Genomic DNA, 17,805 nt, shown 5'->3' with positions numbered 1-17,805 from the left:
GTTGTGGACGAACACGCCGTTCGCGAGGAACGTGTCCGTGCCGGCGACGTCGAGATCGTACACCTCGTATTCGCCGGGGTACGGTTCTATCGAGGCGACCTGCTGCCAGCGGACGTCGTCGCTCGAGGGGGAACACGCGGTCGCGGTCGGCGTCGCGGCAATCCCACCGTCGGCACGGGTTCGGGACGCCTGGGGCGACGAGGCGCGACCCTCCACGTGTGTCGGCGAGGTCGGCATCGGGTCACCCGCCTCGAGTTCGTCGCCGCGAACCGGAACGATCTCCCCCCGGTCGCCGTCCTCGCGAGTGAGGAAGCTGTGGTCGCCGGTGCCGACAATCTCGGTCCCGTCTTCGAGTTCGATCCGGAGGAGGTCGTCGTCGGTGTGCCGGATGCTCGCCCTGACGGGCCGGAAGGCGGGCTCGCCGGTGTCGGTGTCGATAGAGAGCACCCGTTCGCCCTCGGTGACGTGTTCGATGGGTTTCGGACCCTCGAGCGTCTCGACAGGGGTTCCCTCGAGGATGCTCTTTCCCGACCCCGACTTTCCGGTGACGAACCCCCGTCCGGTGAGCAGTTCGACCGCGGGGATCTCGATCGGCGACCCGGGTTCGACGTCCGGGGACGCGCCCGGTCCGGCGCTCGCTTCCGCGACGTGAATGGTTTCTTCGTCCTTCGCGTCGTCGCTCATTGGCGTAGGTTCCACGTGGCGATGGCAAAGGTGTTGCCCGTTGTCGGACGCACGTCAGACGCCTCGTTCACGTTCCGTCATGGATTATCGCCGCTCGTTACGGCCCTCACGTCTCGTCGATCGTCTCCACCAGCGAGGCGAGCGCCGGCGAATCGACCGCCGAGAGGGACGACGAGAGCGGCGAGACGCTCACGGCGCCGTCGATGAGCGCCCGTCGGTCGCTGGCTTCGGGATACCGATCCCGGTAGCGGGCCGCTCCCTCGAGCGGGTTCTCGTAGCCTTCGACGTGCGGCCACGTCTTGTCGATCAACTCGACGTCGGTTCCGTCCGGATCGCCCCGGCTCGCGTCCCGGTCGGGAATCGACTCGTGGTAGCCGTCCGTCACCGAGCCGTCGGCGGGGTCGTACTCGACGCGCTGGGAGTAATCGACGACGAGGCTGGTGAGCCGAAGCGGCGCCGCCGCGAGATCGACCGGGGCGTTCACGTTCAGCACGTCGATGTCCGTCGCCGCGTTCGTCGAGGAGAGCCGAGTCAGAAGCCGCCGCGCGACGACAGCCGGCCGATCGAACTCGTAGCGCTCGGCCGGGTAGCAGTGGTAGTCCCGGGAGTGGTAGGCGGACACGGCGATACCGGGCGTGTCGAGGAGGGAGGCCTCGATGCAGGCCCCGACCGTTCCCGACCGGCCGACGACGTAGTTTCCGACGTTCGGGCCGTCGTTGACGCCCGCCACGACGAAATCGAACTCGGCGCTCACGCCGCCGCCGAGGCCGAACGCCACGCAGTCGGCTGGGGTCCCCGTCACCCGGTAGCCGCGAGGGCTCTCGGAAACCGTCACGGTGCCGTTGCGGGTGCGTCCGACGCCGCTTTGATTCTCCGCGGGGGCGATCACGGTGACGTCGGCGATCGCCGTCAGCTCCTCGTACAGCGACGCGAGCCCCGGGGCGTCGATGCCGTCGTCGTTGGTGAGAAGGATCCTCGGCCGGGTCACTGGTTTCGGGAGATGGGTCGCTCTCGTACAAGAACGTACCGGACGTCGGTCCTTTCGTCCCGGGTTCCCCGTACGGCGTCGACGCCTCACCCGTCTTCCGTCCACTCGTCGAGCGCGGCCTGGCCGGAGCCCCGACGGAAGCGCGACGGCCTCGAGCTGGTGTGCCCGTCGTCCTCGTCTCCGTCGTCCTCGTCTCCGTCGTCTCGGATCCCGGCGTCCGCCCCCTCGAATCCGCCGAGCGTCGCCTGATCCCCCGCCTCGAACGAGAGGTTCGAGACGCGCACGCCGAGCTTGCGTACCCGCCGGTCGTGGAACTCCTCGAGTAGGTCCAGGGCAATTTCCTCGACCAGCGAGGGATCGTCGACGGGGCCCGAGAGCGACTCCGCGCGGGTGTTCACCTCGAACGGCGGTTCGACGACCTTGATCCCGATCGTCCGGTACAGCGCCTCCCGGCTCCGGGCGCGGTCGGCGACGTCCGCGGCGAGCGCCCGGACTGTCTCGCGTTTCGGCTCTCCCTCGCGTACCGGTTCGGCGAATGCCGACTCCCGCGAGAGGCTCTTCGGCCGACCGGTCGGCGTCACCTCGCGGTCGTCGTCGCCGCGGGCCCGGGCGTACAGCTCCCGACCGCGCTGGCCGAACAGCGCTTCGAGTTCCGTCGGGTCCGCCGCCGCTAGATCGCCGGCGGTTTCGATCCCCTGCTCCGAGAGTTCACGGGCTGTCACCGGACCGACGCCGTGGAGTTCGGCGGTCGAAAGCGGCGAAAGGAACTCCCTGACGTGGCCCGGTGGAACCACCGTCAGACCGTTAGGTTTGTCGAAGTCGGAGGCGATCTTCGCGGTCGACATGTTGGGTGCGACGCCGACGCTGGCGGGCACGCCGGCCTCGCGGTCGATCCGCTCGATCACGTGTCTGGCGTACCCCTCGGCCAGCCGGCGGGTCTCGGCCGGCCCCGCCGCCCCACTCGGATCGCCGCCGGGAACCGGATCCCACCCGGTGCGGTCGGTGACGTCCAGGTACGCCTCGTCGATGCTCACCTCCCGGACGACGTCGGCGCAGTCGTGTAACACCGACTTCACGTCCGCTGCGACGGTTCGATAGAACTCCAGGTCGACCGGCCGGTAGTGTCCCCGGTGATCGGTGTCCGTCCCGTCTGCCGTCTCGCCGTCGATCCGCGGCAGTTGCTCCAGCGCCCGGGAGATCGGCTGGGCGCTCTCGACGCCGTGCTCGCGCGCCTCGTAGCTCGCGGTCGCGACCGCACCGTTCGTCTCGCCGGCCTCGTACCCCATGCCGACGACCACCGGCTCCCCCTCGAGTTCGGGCTCGCGCAGCCGCTCGCAGGAGGCGTAAAAGCAGTCCATATCGACGTGCAGGACGATCCGCTGGTCGTCCTCGTCGGCGGTACCGGGCAGTCGGGCTGCCTCCATCGACGGGAAATGGGTGTCGGACGACCGTTAACCTTCGCTGTCCGTGGTGAAACTGGAAAATTCTCCGTCCGTGGTGAAACCGGAAAAGTGGGAGTAGCGGGAGGTAGATTTGAACTACCGATCTCCGGGTTATGAGCCCGGCGGAATCTCCTGGCTATCCCATCCCGCTACCAGAAAAAAATCGGGTATGACGGTTAAGGGTTGTGATTCGTTCGCCGTATGCCAGTTCTCCGCACCGCTCGTTCCGGCTGTCTGTAACGCTCTCGAGGAGCAGGTCGACCCACAGCGTTTTGGCCGTCCGGTCGAACTGGAGGCCGTGGACGCCAGACAGGACACGCCCTCGAACCCGTTCGGCATGGACGAGACCTGCGAGAACTGCCGTCGCTGTGAGACGCGATCGAACGTGGTTCACGGCTACGGCGACGTCGCGGCCGACTTCCTGTTCGTCGCCGAAGCACCGTCACCGGAAGCCGACGAAGCCGGAGATCCGATCCTCGAGGGCACCGACCTCGGTCGGATCCTGGAGGCGGTTGGGTTGGTCGACGAGGACCCCGACATCGCCGCCGATGAAGGCTCCGACGGAATTGGGGAACTGCCTCTCGACAACGCGTATGTGACCCATCTCACTCGGTGTCACGGTCCCGAGAACCCATCCGACGACGAGATCGGCGCCTGCGACCCGTTTTTGACCGCCGAAATCCGGATGATCAACCCACACGTCATCGTCCCGGTCGGCGGCCGGACCCTGGCGGCACTCGCCGTCGAGTACACCACCAGCCCGCCGGAGGCGTTCGACATCGAGGCGGCGCACGCGACGACGATCCGGGGCCGGGGGTTCGAACTGGTGCCGATGCTCGCGCCCGAACGCGCGACCGACGAGCAACAGGAGGCGTGGGTGAAACAGTTCATCGAGGGAGTGCTCGGCCGGGATTACCGGCAGACGAAGGGCCGCCAGGAACGGTGAGTTCAAGGAAACCCGGCACGAACCGCGGGTATGACGATCGTCGCCGTTCTCGCTGAGCCGCCCGAAGAAGGTCACGTACTCCAGGAACTGGTGGAGACGAGCCCGCTTTCGGCCGCCGACGCCGCCGAACTGTACGAGGCGCTGTTTCGTGACACGGTACGCGCCGTCGAGCGATCCGCCGGGTCACTGCTCGTGAACTACGCCCCGGCGGCGGATTTCCCGGACGGTGTCGGCGACGACATTCCCCCGGAGGCGCAGCTTCGAACACTCGTCGTCGACGAGGTCGACGATCCGGAGTTCCGGGATTCGGTTCGGTTCGAACCCCAGGTCGGTTCCTCGTTTTCCGCGCGGGCGGGCAACACCGCGACGCATCTGCTCCGCGAGGAGGAAGCCAGCTCCGTCGCGATCGTACGGCCGACCGTCCCGTTCCTCTTCCGGACGGTTCTGGATTCGGCGTCGATGAAACTCCGACAGTCAGGCGCGGTGCTCGGCCCGGCGCCCGGCGGACGGGTGTACTACGCCGGCTTCCGCGAACCGATCGACTTTACGGACGCCTGGGAGCCGCCGGCGCTGTCGACGCTCGCGGATCGGGCCGTGGACGCCGACCTCGAGGTGGACTTCGTCGAAATGCAGCCGACCATCGAAACCGGACGGGATCTGGCGGCGATGCTGGTCCAGTTGCGGGCACGGGTCGACTCCGAACGGATCGTTCCAGTCAACACGGCCACTGTCCTTTCGGATCTCGACGTCGACGTCGAAATCGAGAACGGCGAGCCGACGCTGGTGTCCGACTGACCGGCAGCGGGATCCGGTCGACACCGACACGCATTTGCGGGGTCGCACACAACTGCGAAACGTGGTGGGATGGCGGAGTGGACTATCGCGCCTGCCTTGAGAGCAGGTGGCCGTCAGGCCTCCTGGGTTCGAATCCCAGTCCCACCGCGTCTCGGTTTTCCGCCGTTTTCGACGAAACCGACGCCCGACGCTCGGAGCGCAAGTTCTATCGGGTGGGTGTGAGTACGGGCCCGTATGGACTGGCCACACGATCCCGACGGTGAGGAGGGTAGCGAAGGAATGCGGAAGTACGGCCACGCAGTGATCGCAAAGAAGGTCGACGAGGAGGAGGATTTTCCCCTCTCCAAGGAGGCGTTCCTCGAGGAGTACGGCGACGACCCGATCCGGATCAACCACGAGCGGGTGGTCGCGTTGCGGGACATCTTCGAACACGTCGAACAGGAGGAGTTTGCGGACTTCGTCGAACTCCACAGGGCAGTCGGGAAGGCGATGCGAGCGGGCGGCTTCTGGGACTACGAGGGCGCCGAAGCGTTCGTCGGCGGGGACGCCTGAAACCACTACTCAGCTCCGAGTGAGCGCTTTTTCGGCGGTTTGGCCTCCGGAACTTTGATATGGCGTGTCGTGAATCCTCCCGATACAGGAATGGCAGTAATTTGGCTGGACGACGTTCGAGCCGACGACGTGGAAACCGTTGGCGGCAAGGCCGCTTCGCTCGGCGAACTCACCGACGCGGGGCTGCCCGTGCCGCCGGGCTTCGTCGTCACCGCCGGAACGTATCGGCGCTTCATCGAGGGGGCCGGCATCGAGGAAGAACTGTTCTCCGCCGTGGATGTCGACCCCGAGGACTCCGCCGCGCTCAGAGAGGCCGCCGAGACCGCCGAGGAGCTGATCACGGGGACGGAGATCCCCGAAGACGTCGCTACGGAGATCCTCGAGGCGTACCGGAGCTTCGGCGGCGAGGAGGAGGAGGCGTTCGTCGCAGTCCGGTCGTCGGCAACGGCAGAAGACATGCCGGACGCCTCGTTTGCCGGCCAGCAGGAGACGTTTCTCAACGTCCGCGAGGACGCCCTCCTCGAACGGATCAGGGACTGCTGGGCGTCGCTTTTCACCCAGCGGGCGATCTACTACCGCAACCGCCAGGGGTACGACAACGAGTCAGTCGACATCGCGGTCGTCGTTCAGCGGATGGTCGACGCCGAGAAGTCCGGCGTCATGTTCACGAGTCACCCCTCCACCGGCGAGCCGGAGGCGGTCATCGAGTCCGCCTGGGGGCTCGGTGAGGCGGTCGTCTCGGGGTCGGTGTCGCCGGACAACTACGTGTACGACCGTCGGACAGACGAGATCCTTGATGTAACCGTCGCCGACAAGAAGACGAAGATGTGCAAGGATCCTGACACCGGGGAGACGGTCGAAGTCGAAGTCGAGGAGGACCGCCGGACCGAGCGCGTCCTCTCGGACGCGGAGATCGAACGGCTCGTCGAGATCGGAGAGCGGGTAGAATCTCACTACGGTGGACCCCAGGACGTCGAATGGGCGATCGTCGGCGACGATGTGTTCATGCTGCAGTCCCGACCGGTCACGACGATCGCGGAGTCGGAAGGCGGTTCACGAGCCGATTCACACCGCGACGTGGAGGATCGGGATCAGGGATCGCTCGATCCGATCGAGGGGAGGTCGAACGGTGGAAACGGGAGACACGACGAGGGCAACGAGGGCCCGAACGGCGACGGCGACGTCCTGTTGAGCGGTCTCGGTTCCTCGCCGGGGATCGTCAGCGGGACCGTCCGGATCGTCACGAAGCTCGATCATCTCGATTCCGTGGCGGAAGGTGACATCATCGTCACCGAAATGACAATGCCGGACATGGTGCCGGCGATGAAACGCGCCGCCGGGATCGTCACCGACGAGGGCGGCATGACCAGCCACGCCGCGATCGTCTCCCGCGAGCTCGGTGTCCCGGCGGTCGTGGGCACCGGCTCGGCCACCCGGACGCTCTCGAACGGCCAGCAGGTCACCATCGACGGCGACAAGGGGACTGTCCGGGAGGGTACAGACGAGGAGGCCCAGCTAGCAGCGGAGTTCGAGCCCACCGAGGAGGTCCGGCCACAGACCCCTGTCAAACCGATGACCGCCACCGAGGTGAAGGTGAACGTCTCGATCCCCGAGGCGGCCGAGCGCGCGGCAGCCACCGGGGCGGACGGCGTCGGACTCCTCAGGATCGAGCACATGGTGCTGTCGCTGGGGCAGACGCCCGAACGTTACATCCAGCGAAACGGACGACGCGCGTACGTCGACGAGATCGTCGACGGCATTCGCGAGGTCGCCGAGGAGTTCTATCCCCGGCCAGTTCGCGCGCGGACGCTCGATGCACCCACCGACGAGTTCAAGGAACTCGAGGGGGGCGAGGACGAGCCCAACGAGCACAACCCGATGCTCGGCTGGCGGGGGATCCGCCGGAGTCTGGACAAACCGGACGTGTTCCGGGCGGAGCTGGCGGCGTTCCGGCGCCTTTACGACATGGGCTATGACAACGTCGAGCTGATGTTGCCGCTCGTGAACGACGCCGCCGACGTCGAACGCGCGAAGCAACTCATGCGCGAAGAGGGGATCGACCCGAACGCACACACCTGGGGCGTGATGATCGAGACGCCCGCCAGCGCGCTCCGGATCGAGGAGCTGGTCGAGACTGGCATCGACTTTGCCTCCTTCGGGACGAACGACCTCACCCAGTATACGCTCGCAGTCGACCGCAACAACGAGAAGGTCGCCGACCGGTTCGACGAGCTCCACCCTGCAGTGCTGGATCTCATCGGATCCACCATCCGAACGTGTCGGGAACACGACGTCGCGACGAGCATCTGTGGACAGGCCGGCTCGAAACCGGAGATGGTTCGGTTCCTCGTCGAGGAAGGGGTCTCTTCGATCTCGGCGAACATCGACGCCGTGCGTGACGTTCAGCACGAGGCAAAGCGGGTCGAACAGCAGTTGCTCCTGGATTCGGTGCGGTAGGTCTCCACTTCCTGACTTTCTTTCGGTATCTTCGACAGCCTGACTGGGTAGGTGTCGAGACTATGTGTTTCGGTACCAAACCGGGTGTATGAGCAGTAGTCAATCCACCGACCGCAGCCGCGAACTCGCCGACCTGTTCGTCGCCGTCACTGGTGACGAACGCGTCACGGAGCCACAACAAGAGAACTACGACCGCGAAATTAGGGGCGAAAACCGGATCGACGAGGCCGTCCGGGACGGCCTCGAGGACGCCATCGCGGGTGCGGAACCGAATCCTGGTGACCCCGGTAATCCCGACGACGCAGGCGACTGAGTCCGCGGCCGATCCTTCCGTACCTGCATCGACCCGTGTCTCCGCGTCGAACGTGCACACAGCGACAGCCTTATGAACATAAACGTACATTGATGGACATAGATGGTAAAAACAGAGGAAGGGCTCGCATCCGAAGTCCGGTCGATTCTCGCGTCGGCCCGCACCCGGGAACCGTCCGACTCCGGGCCTTCCGGGGGCGACCGGATCGCGGTCGACGCGCGACCCGTGGCCGACGCGTTCGCCGCGGCAGCGGCCGACGGTCGGGTGCCGATCGTCGCGGAGGTAAAGCCGACGAGTCCGACGACGGAGGGGGAACGAACGGACGACCCCGTTGAACTCGCGCGGGCGATGGTCGAAGGTGGCGCCGCCGCGATCTCGGTGCTCACGGAACCCGACCACTTCGGCGGGAGTCCCGAGGCACTTGCGCGGGTCCGGGAGGCGGTCGACGTGCCGGTGCTCCGGAAGGACTTCCTTTTGTCGCCCGCACAGCTCGACGCCGTCGAGGCCGACCTCGCGCTGTTGATCGCGCGGTTCCTGGGCGATGATCTGCCCGAAATGATCGAGGCGACCCGCGACCGCGGGTTCCAACCGCTCGTGGAGGTCCACGACACAGACGAACTCGAGGACGCGCTCGAGGCGGGCGCGGAGATCGTCGGCGTGAACAACCGAGACCTCGGACGGCTCGAGGTGGACCTGGGGACGTTCGAGCGCGTGGCACCGGCGGTTCCCGACGACGTGACGCTGATCGCCGAATCCGGCGTGTCGACACCCGCGGACGTCAGGCGGATGCGGGCTGCGGGCGCGGACGCACTGTTGGTCGGCTCGGCGATCATGGACGGCGATCCCGCGGAGAACACCCGGCGGCTCGCTGCCGCCACCGAGGAGCAGACATGACCGACGCAACCCACAGCGACGACGAGAACGCAGCGGACGACGGCAGTTTCGGCCGGTACGGCGGCCAGTACGTTCCCGAGGCGCTGATGCCGGCGCTCGAGGAGCTCGAGGACGCCTACCGCCGGTACGTGCTCGAAAACGAGGACGACTTTCTGGAGGAGTTCCACCGCCGGCTCGACGACTTCGGCGGCCGGCCGACGCCGCTCCAGCGTGCGGACCGCCTCTCCGGGCGGTACGACACCGAGGTGTATCTCAAGCGCGAGGACCTGCTCCACGGCGGGGCACACAAGTTGAACAACGCCCTCGGACAGGTGCTTCTGGCGAAGTACATGGGTAAAGACCGGATCATCGCCGAAACCGGCGCCGGCCAGCACGGCACCGCGACCGCGATGGCTGCGGCGCATCTGGACATGCCCTGTACGATCTACATGGGCGAGACTGACATCAACCGCCAGCGCCCGAACGTCTTCCGGATGAAGATAAACGGGGCCGAGGTACAGCCCGTGACCACCGGCCGCGGGACACTCAAGGAGGCGATCTCCGAGACCATGCGCGACTGGGCGGCGACCGTCGAGGACACCCACTACGTGATCGGTTCCGTGGTGGGTCCCCACCCGTTCCCGTCGATGGTCCGGGAGTTCCAGGCGGTCATCAGCCGGGAGGCACGGTCGCAGGTACAGGAGAAAACGGGACGGCTCCCCGACGCCGTGCTCGCGTGTGCCGGCGGCGGGTCGAACACCATGGGCTCCTTCGAGGCGTTTCTCGGCGACGAGGACGTGGATCTGTACGCAGTCGAGGCGGGCGGCTCCTCGCTGTCAGTCGACGAGGAGGCGGGCGTCGCGCCCAACTCGGCGACGCTGTCGACCGGTGGAGAGGGTGTGCTTCACGGCGCGCGGACGAAACTCCTCCAGGATCGTCACGGTCAGATCATGGAGTCTCACTCCGTGTCGGCGGGACTCGATTACGCCGGCGTCGGCCCCGAACTGGCAGCGCTCGCAGACGAGGGGCGGGTGACCGCCACGAACGTCGACGACGACGCCGCCCTCGAGGCGTTTCACCGACTCTCGACCGACGAGGGGATCATCCCGGCGCTGGAGACTGCCCACGCGTTCGGTTACCTCGAACAACAGCGGGACGACCTCGGCGACCTCGTCGTCGTCACCGTCTCGGGGCGGGGTGACAAGGACCTCGAGACGGTGATCGAGGAAACCGAGAAACGCGACATCGGGAACGCCCCGGACATGTCGCTGTTCTCGGGAGGACTGCGATGAGTCGAGCGGATGGATCCGGGGCTATCGGGACGGTCGCCAACGACGCGGCGCTCGCGGCTGCCTTCGGGGGCGAACCGGCGTTCGTGCCGTACCTTGCGGTCGGTGATCCGGACTACGAGTCGTCGCTCGCGTACGTCGAGGCGCTGGCGCGCGGCGGTGCCGACGTGATCGAGCTCGGACTGCCCTTTTCGGAACCGATCGCCGAGGGACCGACGATCCAGGGGGCGATCGTCCGGGCACTCGAGGGGGGGATGACCCCCGAGCGCTTCTTCGCGTTCGTCGAGGAGCTCGACGTCGACGTCCCGCTGGTCTGTATGACCTACTACAACCTGATCTACCAGTTCGGCCGCCACCCGGCGTCGGAGCGCGAGGACGGGGGCGGTCCGAGGGCGTTCGTCGAGCGCGCCGCCGAGGCCGGGCTCTCGGGGTTCGTCGTCCCGGATCTCCCCGCCGAGGAGGCCGGCCCGTTGCGGGAGGCGTGCGACGAGTTCGGGCTGGACCTGATCTTCATCGTGGCCCCCACGACCCGGGGGGAGCGACTCGACCGGATGCGCGAGCTCGTGTCAGGCTACGTCTACGTCCAGGCCAGGCTGGGAACCACTGGCGCCCGGGCTGACGTCTCCGACCAGACCGAAGAAAGCCTCGCGCGGGTCGCCGACTGGGAGGTGCCCAAGGCGGTCGGCTTCGGGATCGCCGACGGCGAGCAGGCCGAACGGATCGTCGCAGCCGGCGCCGACGGGATCATCGTCGGCTCCGCGCTGGTGGACATCGTCGCCGAAGGGGTCGAGAACGGTGACGCCGCCGACGACGTCGCCGATCGCATCGAAGCGAAGGCCCGCGAACTGAAGGCCGGTGCAACGCGGGGGCAAAAATGACGCAACCCCCGCCGGGACCGCAACGGCCTTACGCGAGCGTGCTTCGCAAGCTACATACCGACGATTGATACACTCTAACATACGAACGATGAACCCGGGAATCGACGCGCGGCTCACACGGATTTCGACGGACGGACGGTACCTGATCGTCCCGATGGACCACGGCATCACCATGGGGGCGGTAAAAGGGCTGAAAGACATCGAATCGACGATCGACGCGGTGACGGCGGGTGGCGCAGACGCCGTGCTCACCCAGAAGGGGATCGCCCCTCGCGTCCATCCGAACAAAAACGACGCGGGCTACGTCGTCCACGTGAACGCCTCGACGACGATCGGCCCCGACGAAAACGACAAGCGAATGACCGGCACGGTCAGGGACGCCGTCCGTGCGGGAGCCGACGCGGTGTCGATGCATCTCAACGTCGGCTCGACGTACGAGCCGAAACAGATCGAGGATCTCGCGGAACTCACGACGGAGGCGGCAGACCTGGGGATTCCGGTGCTCGCCATGGCGTACGCCAGGGGTCCCGGCGTCGACGAGTCGGATCCCGAGGCGCTGGGACACGCGGTGCGGCTGGCGGAGGAATTGGGGGCCGACGTCGTGAAGACGGGCTACTCCGGCGACGGCGGCTCGTTTATCCACGTCACGGAGTCGACTCGACTGCCGGTCGTGATCGCCGGCGGCTCGAAGGGGACCGATCGGGAGACCGTCGAGATGGTGCGGGGAGCGATGGACGGCGGCGCCGCTGGCGTCTCGATGGGACGGTCGATCTTCCAGCACGACGACCCGGGGGCGATCGCACGGGCGGTCTCCGCGGTCGTCCACGACGACGTCGGGGTCGAGGAGGCCCTGCGGCAGGGTGGCTTCGCTGGCGGCGAGTGAGACGGAACTCGAGTCGTCCCGTCGCTACCGTTCGCTACTCCTCGCGGGTCTTGATGTCCGCCGAGAGACCCTGCGCCATCTCGATTTCCCTGGAGTTGTTCAGCGTCCAGGCGGTGCGTTCGGTGACGGCTTCGATCACCTCGCGGGCGCTGGGGTAGCCGTTCCCAGACTTCTTCACCCCGCCGAATGGGAGCTGGACCTCCGCGCCGATACACGGCAGGTTTCCGTACGCGAGACCGACCTCCGCGTGATCGCGGTAGTGGTTGATCTGGCGGTAGTCCTCGGAGATGACCGCGCCCGCCAGCCCGTAGTCGGTGTCGTTGTGGATCTCCATCGCGCGCTCGATGTCACCCTCGTATTCGAGCAGCGCCACGTGGGGACCGAATACCTCCTCGTGGGTGCACCGGAGGTTCTCGTCGGGGTCTGCTTCGTAGACGAACGGCCCGACCCAGTGACCGGCTTCGTGGCCCTCGGGAATCTCCTCGGGCTCCAGTTCGGTTCGGTCGACGAGCACGTTCACGCCCTCGTTCCTGGCGAGTTCGTTGTACTTGGTCACCTTCTCGACGTGGGCTTCCTCGATCAGCGGGCCCATGAACGTGTCCTCGTCCAGCGGATCACCGACGGCGACGTCCTCCGCGACGTCGACGAACCGCTCTTTGAACTCGTCGTACACGTCGGTGTGGACGATCAGGCGCTCGGAGGAGACACAGCGTTGGCCCGTGGTCTTGAACGAGCTCATCACTGCCGAGTGGACGGCGACGTCGAGATCGGCGTTTTCGGTGATCACGATCCCGTTTTTCCCGCCCATCTCGCAGGCGGCCTGCTTCTGGGGATCGGCGGCGACCTTCTGGGCGACCTCGTGGCCGACCTCCGCCGAGCCGGTGAAAAGCACCGTGTCGACGGCGTCGTGGTCGACGATCGCCGCGCCGGCGTCGCCGAAGCCCTGCACCATGTTGAACACGCCCTCGGGGATGCCGCTGTCCTCGAACATCTCGGCGATGACCTGGCCACACCACGGCGTCTGTTCGGCGGGCTTCCAGACGACGGTGTTGCCCTCGACCAGCGCGACGGCCATGTGCCAGAACGGGATCGCCACCGGGAAGTTCCACGGCGTGATGCAGCCGACCACGCCCCGCGGCTTGCGCCGCATGTAGGCGTCCTTTTCGGGGATCTCCGATGGCACGACGTCGCCTTTCGGGTGTCGGGCGTCCCCGGCGGCCCACTCGACCATGTGGGCGGCCTCGACGACATCGGCTCTCCCTTCGCTGATCTCTTTTCCGTTCTCCTTGGTGAGGATCTCGCCGAGTTCGTCGGTCCGTTCCCGGAGTTCGTGATAGATGTCCCAGAGATACTCCGCACGGTCGATGTGGGACATCTCTCGCCACTCCTCGAACGCCTCCCCGGCGGCCCGCGAGGCTTGGTCGACGTCGGCGGGCGTTCCGCGCCGGAACTTCCCGAGCGTCTCCCCTGTCGCGGGGTTTACGCTTTCGAACGTCTCCTCGCCGGCGCCGTCGGTCCACTCGCCGTCGATGTAATGTGTGTACGGGTCGGACATGTATCCGTACGGAACGGCCGCCGAGACAAAAAGGCATCTCCCCCTGGCCCAGTGTCCCCGTGCTGAAACCGAAAGCAGTTACCTCTTCCGGGGGTTCTTTCCAGTATGGAACCGGTCACGTACGAGCCGATCGGCGTCGTCGAATCGACGTTTTCGAAGCCGGAGGAGGTCCCGCGTCCGTCCGAGGAGTTCGTCGACGCCTCCGGAACGGTCCACATCGAGCCCCAGTACGAGCCCGGGCTGAAGGGGCTCGAAGAGTTTTCACACGTTGTGCTCGTCTCGCATTTGCACCGGGTCGAGGAGACGCGACTCCGGGTCACCCCGATCGCTTCACGCGGGGAGGTGGGGATCTTCGCCACCTCGGGTCCCGTCCGACCGAACCCGATCGGCACGTCGATCGTGGAACTGGGGGGAATCTCCGGGACGGAGCTTTCGGTTTCGAACCTCGATCTCGTCGACGGGACGCCGATCCTCGACATCAAGCCGTACGCCCCGAAGATGACGGATCTGGACGAACTGGAGATCGGGTGGATGGGTTAGTCGCGCCGTTCGGCACCGCCGTCGGTGCGAGGCGACGGGATGGCGCCGCTTTCCGATCCGGTGGTGTCGCTTCCCAGGTGCCGGTGAACCGACTCGACTCCGTCCCCGAGAACTTCCCCGATTCCGTCCATGTACGCGATCCGTTCCAGGAGTTCGAGAAGTGTGTTCCCGTCGCTCCAGTCGTATGCCTCGAGGGAGTCGATCGTGACGGTGACGGCAGCCTCCACCCGCCCGGCGTCGAGGCCGTACTGTCGACAACGACGGCGCATCTCGGCTGCCGTTTCGGGGGTGGCCTCCGGGAAGGACCACACGGTACCGTGGCCGGACTGGTTGTCGCTGACCGGGACGCCGCCGTCGACGACGATCGCTTTCAGGCGCTTTGCGCCCATAACTGCGCCGAGCCCGTCCCCTTCCGTGGGGCAGTCGCCGTCGTGAACGATCTCTGCGATCTTCACGAAGTTCTCTCCGGCCGGACCGACGCACGCACACACGCCACCGTCGGCGGTCAATACTCGTTCGCATTCGTCGACTTTGGCACCCCAGAGGTGAGTCGTTTTGGCGAGCCGGGCGGTTCCGTCCTCGACGACGAGCGTCGTCAACGCGTCTGCCCGTCCGCGGACGACGATCCCGGCGTAACCGGCTCGCGTTAACGACGTTCCGAACCGTCCCTCGACCCACGATCCTCCAGGATCACCGGTCCGGGGTGAGACGCCCCCGACCCAGTGACGGGCGTCGTCAGAACTGTTCGTTTCGGCAGACGTGTCCACGGCGAACACCAACACGCTGTTCTCGTCGAACGGGAAGCATTCGGACGGCTGTTCCTCCTGCAGAAGACGCAACCCGAGCTCCCGCCCACCCAGAACCTGTCCAGCCCTGGTTTTTGGAACCTCGTACGGCGACAATTCTTCGTTCGTGAGGTCGACCTCGAGAACGTGTCCGTCCGGGAAACGCGAGTCAGTCATGCGGTCACCCGCTTTTTCAGGCCAACATCCCGAACGAGCTCTTCGAACAGCTCTTCGAGTTCCGGAAACGAGAGGTTCCGGGTCGACATGATCAGGTGTTTGGCGTCGTACTCGTTCCAGTCGTCCGCGGCGACTTCGAGGTCGCTTTCGGCGGTCATCTCGGCGTACGCTGTCCCCGGATACGGGGTCGTAAATGCGATCGAGATGTCGGCGCCGAGTTCGCGGATCTCCTTCATGAACTCCGCCTGCTGTCGGATCGACGACTCGGTGTCATCGGGATGGGGGAACATAAAGGAGGCGAGCACGTCCATCCCGAACGCTGCGGCCCCACTGACCGCCTCCCTGGCCTGATCCAGCGTAATGTTCTTTCCCGTGGCGTCCAGAATCTCCTGAGAGCCCGCCTCGACGCCGAACTGGATACCCGAACAGCCGGCGTCAGCCAGCCGTTCGAGCAGTTCCCGATCGACAAGGTCGACCCGGGTCGAGCACGTCCAGTCCCACGGGAACGGCGCCTCGATTGCTTCCAGTCGGTCGGTCAGCTCCAGGACGGCGTCTCTCCGGAGTGTGAACGTGTCGTCGGCAAAGTTGATCTGTCGGAGCCCGTGATCGACCAGCAGATGCTCGACTTCCTGTGCGACTGCCTCCGGGTCGCGGAACCGCCGCGCCCGGTCCACCCAGATGCTGTTTACCGCACAGAAGTGGCAGCTGAACGGACAGCCCCCTCTCGAAAAGAGGACGTTTCCGGGTTTTTCGTACAGCTCCAGCGGGAAGAGGTCCCTGGCGGGCCACGGCAACTCGTCCGGGTTTTCGATCATCGGCCGCTCAGGGGTCGCCACGACGTTACCGTCTGCGGACACATACGCGAGTCCGGGAACCTCCTCGATCTCGGCGACCAGTTCGTCCTGGTCATTATCGTCGCGTCCGACCAGCACGCTTGCCAGATCGCGCATCGCGTACTCACCCTCCCCACGGACGACGTAGTCAACGGCCGGTTCTACCGCCGTTTGCTCGTAGGTAACCGACGCGTGGGGACCGCCCATGACGACGGCGGCCGTCGGCGCTTCCGCCTCCGTGAGATCCGCGATCTCTAGCCCGTTCGGGTACGTCTCGGTGTGAGCCGAGATTCCCACCATCGCCGGTGACTCTCGCGAGACGACGCGCCGGATCAGCTGCGGGTTCAACCCGGTCACGTTCAGATCTCGCGCCGACACGGAGTAGCCTGCGTCTCGAAGGACAGCTGCGATATAGCCGAGCCCCAGTGGCGGGTGCAGGCCGGCGTGGGCACTCCCGCGGGGTTGCTCCACCGGCGCGTTGAACAGCAGGACGTCGGTCATGTGTTTGTGGGTGGATCGGCGCTCACGGGTTCGGCGGTTCCTCGGATTCCGTCCCGCCGTCGGTTCGCCGCTGAACGTTCCAGCGCGGGAGCTTTTCGCGGACGTAGTCGGCTGGCATCCATCCTGTCACTTGCGAGCGCAACATCGCCCAGTGGGACGGCATCAGCGTGATCGCCACGTGTGCCAGCAAAAACAGGATGGTAAACAGCGCGAACAGTTCGTGCAGGAACGTCGAGGCTGCCCGTACGCTCCCCGAGACTGCGGCGACGTAATCCAGCGCCATCAGGACACCCGTAATCGCCATGATCCCCACGAGCGCGCCCCACGCGAGGTAACTCACCTTCTGAATCGGTTTGTACTTGTCAGCCTCGGGCGCGTCGGTCATCCCGAGATAGTGTCCGACGTCCCGAACCGCCTTGCGGAAGTCGCTGGCTTCCGGGACGATCTCTCGGTGCGCGCCCATAAACAGCGCCGAAACGTGATAGGAGACGGCAAACACGAGCAGTCCGGTGCCGACCCAGTGGACGTTGAGCGCGAGTCCGACGGTTTCGGTCGTACCCGCCAGCCGGGGGACGAACAGGAAGCCCAGCCAAATTCCCGACAACACCAGCAGGATCATTCCGACAGTCGCCACCCAGTGTTCCAGGAACGCCCCGAAAGCGGCGTGCCGCTGGATGAACCCGTCACGTTCGGGGGGATCCTCGGACAGTTGTTTGGACTTCTCCGAGGTGCCGTAGACGGCGCCGAAGATCAGTCCGAGCGCGATCGCCGCCGGTATCATCCACGCCTGGCTCTCGAAGAGAATCTCGTAGAAGTACGTCCCAGCCTGGTAGGGCTGCCAGAGGTACAGCTGGGCGGCTGCCTCCGCGAGCAGGAATCCGAGGACTGCCACCACGAGCAGCCCCCCGACGATTAGCGGACGTCTCCAGTTCATCATGTCACCTCCGTCGCCTGCTTGAGCCGTTTTTCTAGAAACGGCTGGACGGCTTGCGCCTTGTCTTTGAAGTTGTCGTGTTTTGCGATCTCGCGTCGAATTGCGTCGGCGAGTTCCTGATCGTCGTGGACTGATTCCAGCCACTCGGCGAGCTCTTCGAAGTCGACGTAGCGGATCGACGCACTCGAGCCGTGTATCTGGAGTGACTCTTTGTCGTCGACGCCGACGAACGTCGAAATCGACTCCAGGGAATAGAGTCGCTCTTTCGTGTTCCCCTTGTGTCCGTGCATGTCGATGCCGACGAACCGGTCTTCGAAGTCGACCTTCCGCATCAACCGCTCTGCGAGCTCCTCACCTGGTGGGGGTAGTTCGGACATTGC

General features: G+C 66.0%; 17 protein-coding genes, 2 tRNA genes and 1 pseudogene. 11 read left to right on the top strand and 9 right to left on the bottom strand.

All coding sequences use genetic code 11. The features are described 5' to 3' along the window. Positions 1-4: 4 nt before the first annotated feature. The 4 genes and pseudogenes from RH858_RS02875 to RH858_RS02860 form a co-directional block, all read right to left on the bottom strand. Positions 5-684: pseudogene (locus tag RH858_RS02875) on the bottom strand (Hint domain-containing protein); the annotation flags it as partial. Positions 685-790: 106 nt separating this feature from the next. Next, positions 791-1,672, bottom strand: a complete 882-nt coding sequence (locus RH858_RS02870) for a 5'/3'-nucleotidase SurE (protein ID WP_259533763.1) — start codon at positions 1,670-1,672, stop codon at positions 791-793. Positions 1,673-1,758: 86 nt separating this feature from the next. Further along, positions 1,759-3,096: a DNA polymerase IV gene (locus tag RH858_RS02865; protein WP_310561089.1), complete on the bottom strand. Its 1,338-nt coding sequence runs from the start codon at positions 3,094-3,096 to the stop codon at positions 1,759-1,761. A gap of 94 nt (positions 3,097-3,190) precedes the next feature. Beyond that, positions 3,191-3,265, bottom strand: a tRNA-Met gene (locus tag RH858_RS02860). A 186-nt stretch (positions 3,266-3,451) separates the two neighbouring features. Here RH858_RS02860 and RH858_RS02855 point away from each other — a divergent pair. From RH858_RS02855 to RH858_RS02810, 10 genes are all read left to right on the top strand, one after another. Beyond that, the gene (locus RH858_RS02855; RefSeq protein WP_259536433.1) at positions 3,452-4,060 is read left to right on the top strand and encodes a uracil-DNA glycosylase family protein; all 609 of its coding nucleotides are present in this window, start codon (positions 3,452-3,454) and stop codon (positions 4,058-4,060) included. A 30-nt stretch (positions 4,061-4,090) separates the two neighbouring features. After that, complete coding sequence (locus RH858_RS02850; protein ID WP_259533761.1) at positions 4,091-4,855, top strand: hypothetical protein; 765 nt, start codon at positions 4,091-4,093, stop codon at positions 4,853-4,855. Between the two features lie 63 nt (positions 4,856-4,918). Beyond that, positions 4,919-5,002, top strand: a tRNA-Ser gene (locus tag RH858_RS02845). Positions 5,003-5,089: 87 nt separating this feature from the next. After that, complete coding sequence (locus tag RH858_RS02840) at positions 5,090-5,407, top strand: DUF5785 family protein (protein WP_259533760.1); 318 nt, start codon at positions 5,090-5,092, stop codon at positions 5,405-5,407. A 90-nt stretch (positions 5,408-5,497) separates the two neighbouring features. Next, positions 5,498-7,864, top strand: coding sequence for a phosphoenolpyruvate synthase (gene ppsA / locus RH858_RS02835; protein WP_259533759.1), 2,367 nt, complete (start codon positions 5,498-5,500; stop codon positions 7,862-7,864). An 88-nt stretch (positions 7,865-7,952) separates the two neighbouring features. Then, positions 7,953-8,177, top strand: coding sequence for a hypothetical protein (locus RH858_RS02830; protein WP_259533758.1), 225 nt, complete (start codon positions 7,953-7,955; stop codon positions 8,175-8,177). Positions 8,178-8,279: 102 nt separating this feature from the next. Continuing rightward, on the top strand, positions 8,280-9,071 hold the full coding sequence (trpC, locus tag RH858_RS02825; RefSeq protein ID WP_259533757.1) for an indole-3-glycerol phosphate synthase: 792 nt from the start codon (positions 8,280-8,282) through the stop codon (positions 9,069-9,071). Further along, positions 9,068-10,342, top strand: a complete 1,275-nt coding sequence (trpB, locus tag RH858_RS02820; protein ID WP_259533756.1) for a tryptophan synthase subunit beta — start codon at positions 9,068-9,070, stop codon at positions 10,340-10,342. Before trpC ends, trpB begins: the two co-directional genes overlap by 4 nt. Continuing rightward, entirely contained in the window at positions 10,339-11,217 is an 879-nt protein-coding gene (gene trpA / locus RH858_RS02815; protein ID WP_259533755.1) for a tryptophan synthase subunit alpha, read from the top strand. Before trpB ends, trpA begins: the two co-directional genes overlap by 4 nt. 88 nt (positions 11,218-11,305) lie before the next feature. After that, positions 11,306-12,100: a 2-amino-3,7-dideoxy-D-threo-hept-6-ulosonate synthase gene (locus RH858_RS02810; RefSeq protein WP_259533754.1), complete on the top strand. Its 795-nt coding sequence runs from the start codon at positions 11,306-11,308 to the stop codon at positions 12,098-12,100. A gap of 34 nt (positions 12,101-12,134) precedes the next feature. On the opposite strand, the gene RH858_RS02805 is transcribed toward RH858_RS02810, so the two are convergent. Beyond that, positions 12,135-13,655, bottom strand: coding sequence for an aldehyde dehydrogenase family protein (locus RH858_RS02805; protein ID WP_310561088.1), 1,521 nt, complete (start codon positions 13,653-13,655; stop codon positions 12,135-12,137). Positions 13,656-13,760: 105 nt separating this feature from the next. Here RH858_RS02805 and tsaA point away from each other — a divergent pair, with 105 nt between their 5' ends. Continuing rightward, on the top strand, positions 13,761-14,195 hold the full coding sequence (tsaA, locus tag RH858_RS02800; RefSeq protein WP_259533752.1) for a tRNA (N6-threonylcarbamoyladenosine(37)-N6)-methyltransferase TrmO: 435 nt from the start codon (positions 13,761-13,763) through the stop codon (positions 14,193-14,195). Here tsaA and RH858_RS02795 read toward each other — a convergent pair. From RH858_RS02795 to RH858_RS02780, 4 genes are read right to left on the bottom strand one after another with little or no spacing between them, the layout of a single operon-like run. After that, positions 14,192-15,157 (bottom strand): aldehyde ferredoxin oxidoreductase N-terminal domain-containing protein, encoded by a 966-nt coding sequence (locus RH858_RS02795; protein ID WP_259533751.1) that lies wholly within the window; start codon positions 15,155-15,157, stop codon positions 14,192-14,194. The two genes, tsaA and RH858_RS02795, sit on opposite strands and share 4 nt — an antisense overlap. Then, positions 15,154-16,491 carry a radical SAM protein gene (locus RH858_RS02790; RefSeq protein ID WP_310561087.1) on the bottom strand — a complete coding sequence of 446 codons (1,338 nt, stop codon included), beginning with the start codon at positions 16,489-16,491 and terminating at the stop codon, positions 15,154-15,156. The genes RH858_RS02795 and RH858_RS02790 overlap by 4 nt, the downstream gene beginning before the upstream one ends. A 22-nt stretch (positions 16,492-16,513) precedes the next feature. Beyond that, on the bottom strand, positions 16,514-17,425 hold the full coding sequence (locus RH858_RS02785; RefSeq protein ID WP_310561086.1) for a cytochrome b/b6 domain-containing protein: 912 nt from the start codon (positions 17,423-17,425) through the stop codon (positions 16,514-16,516). Beyond that, positions 17,425-17,802 (bottom strand): hypothetical protein, encoded by a 378-nt coding sequence (locus RH858_RS02780; RefSeq protein ID WP_310561085.1) that lies wholly within the window; start codon positions 17,800-17,802, stop codon positions 17,425-17,427. The genes RH858_RS02785 and RH858_RS02780 overlap by 1 nt, the downstream gene beginning before the upstream one ends. Positions 17,803-17,805: the final 3 nt, after the last annotated feature.

Origin of the sequence: Halalkaliarchaeum sp. AArc-GB, from assembly GCF_031432225.1 — an archaeon.
Taxonomy (GTDB): Archaea; Halobacteriota; Halobacteria; order Halobacteriales; family Haloferacaceae; genus Halalkaliarchaeum.
This window is presented reverse-complemented; position numbering and strand designations above follow the sequence as displayed.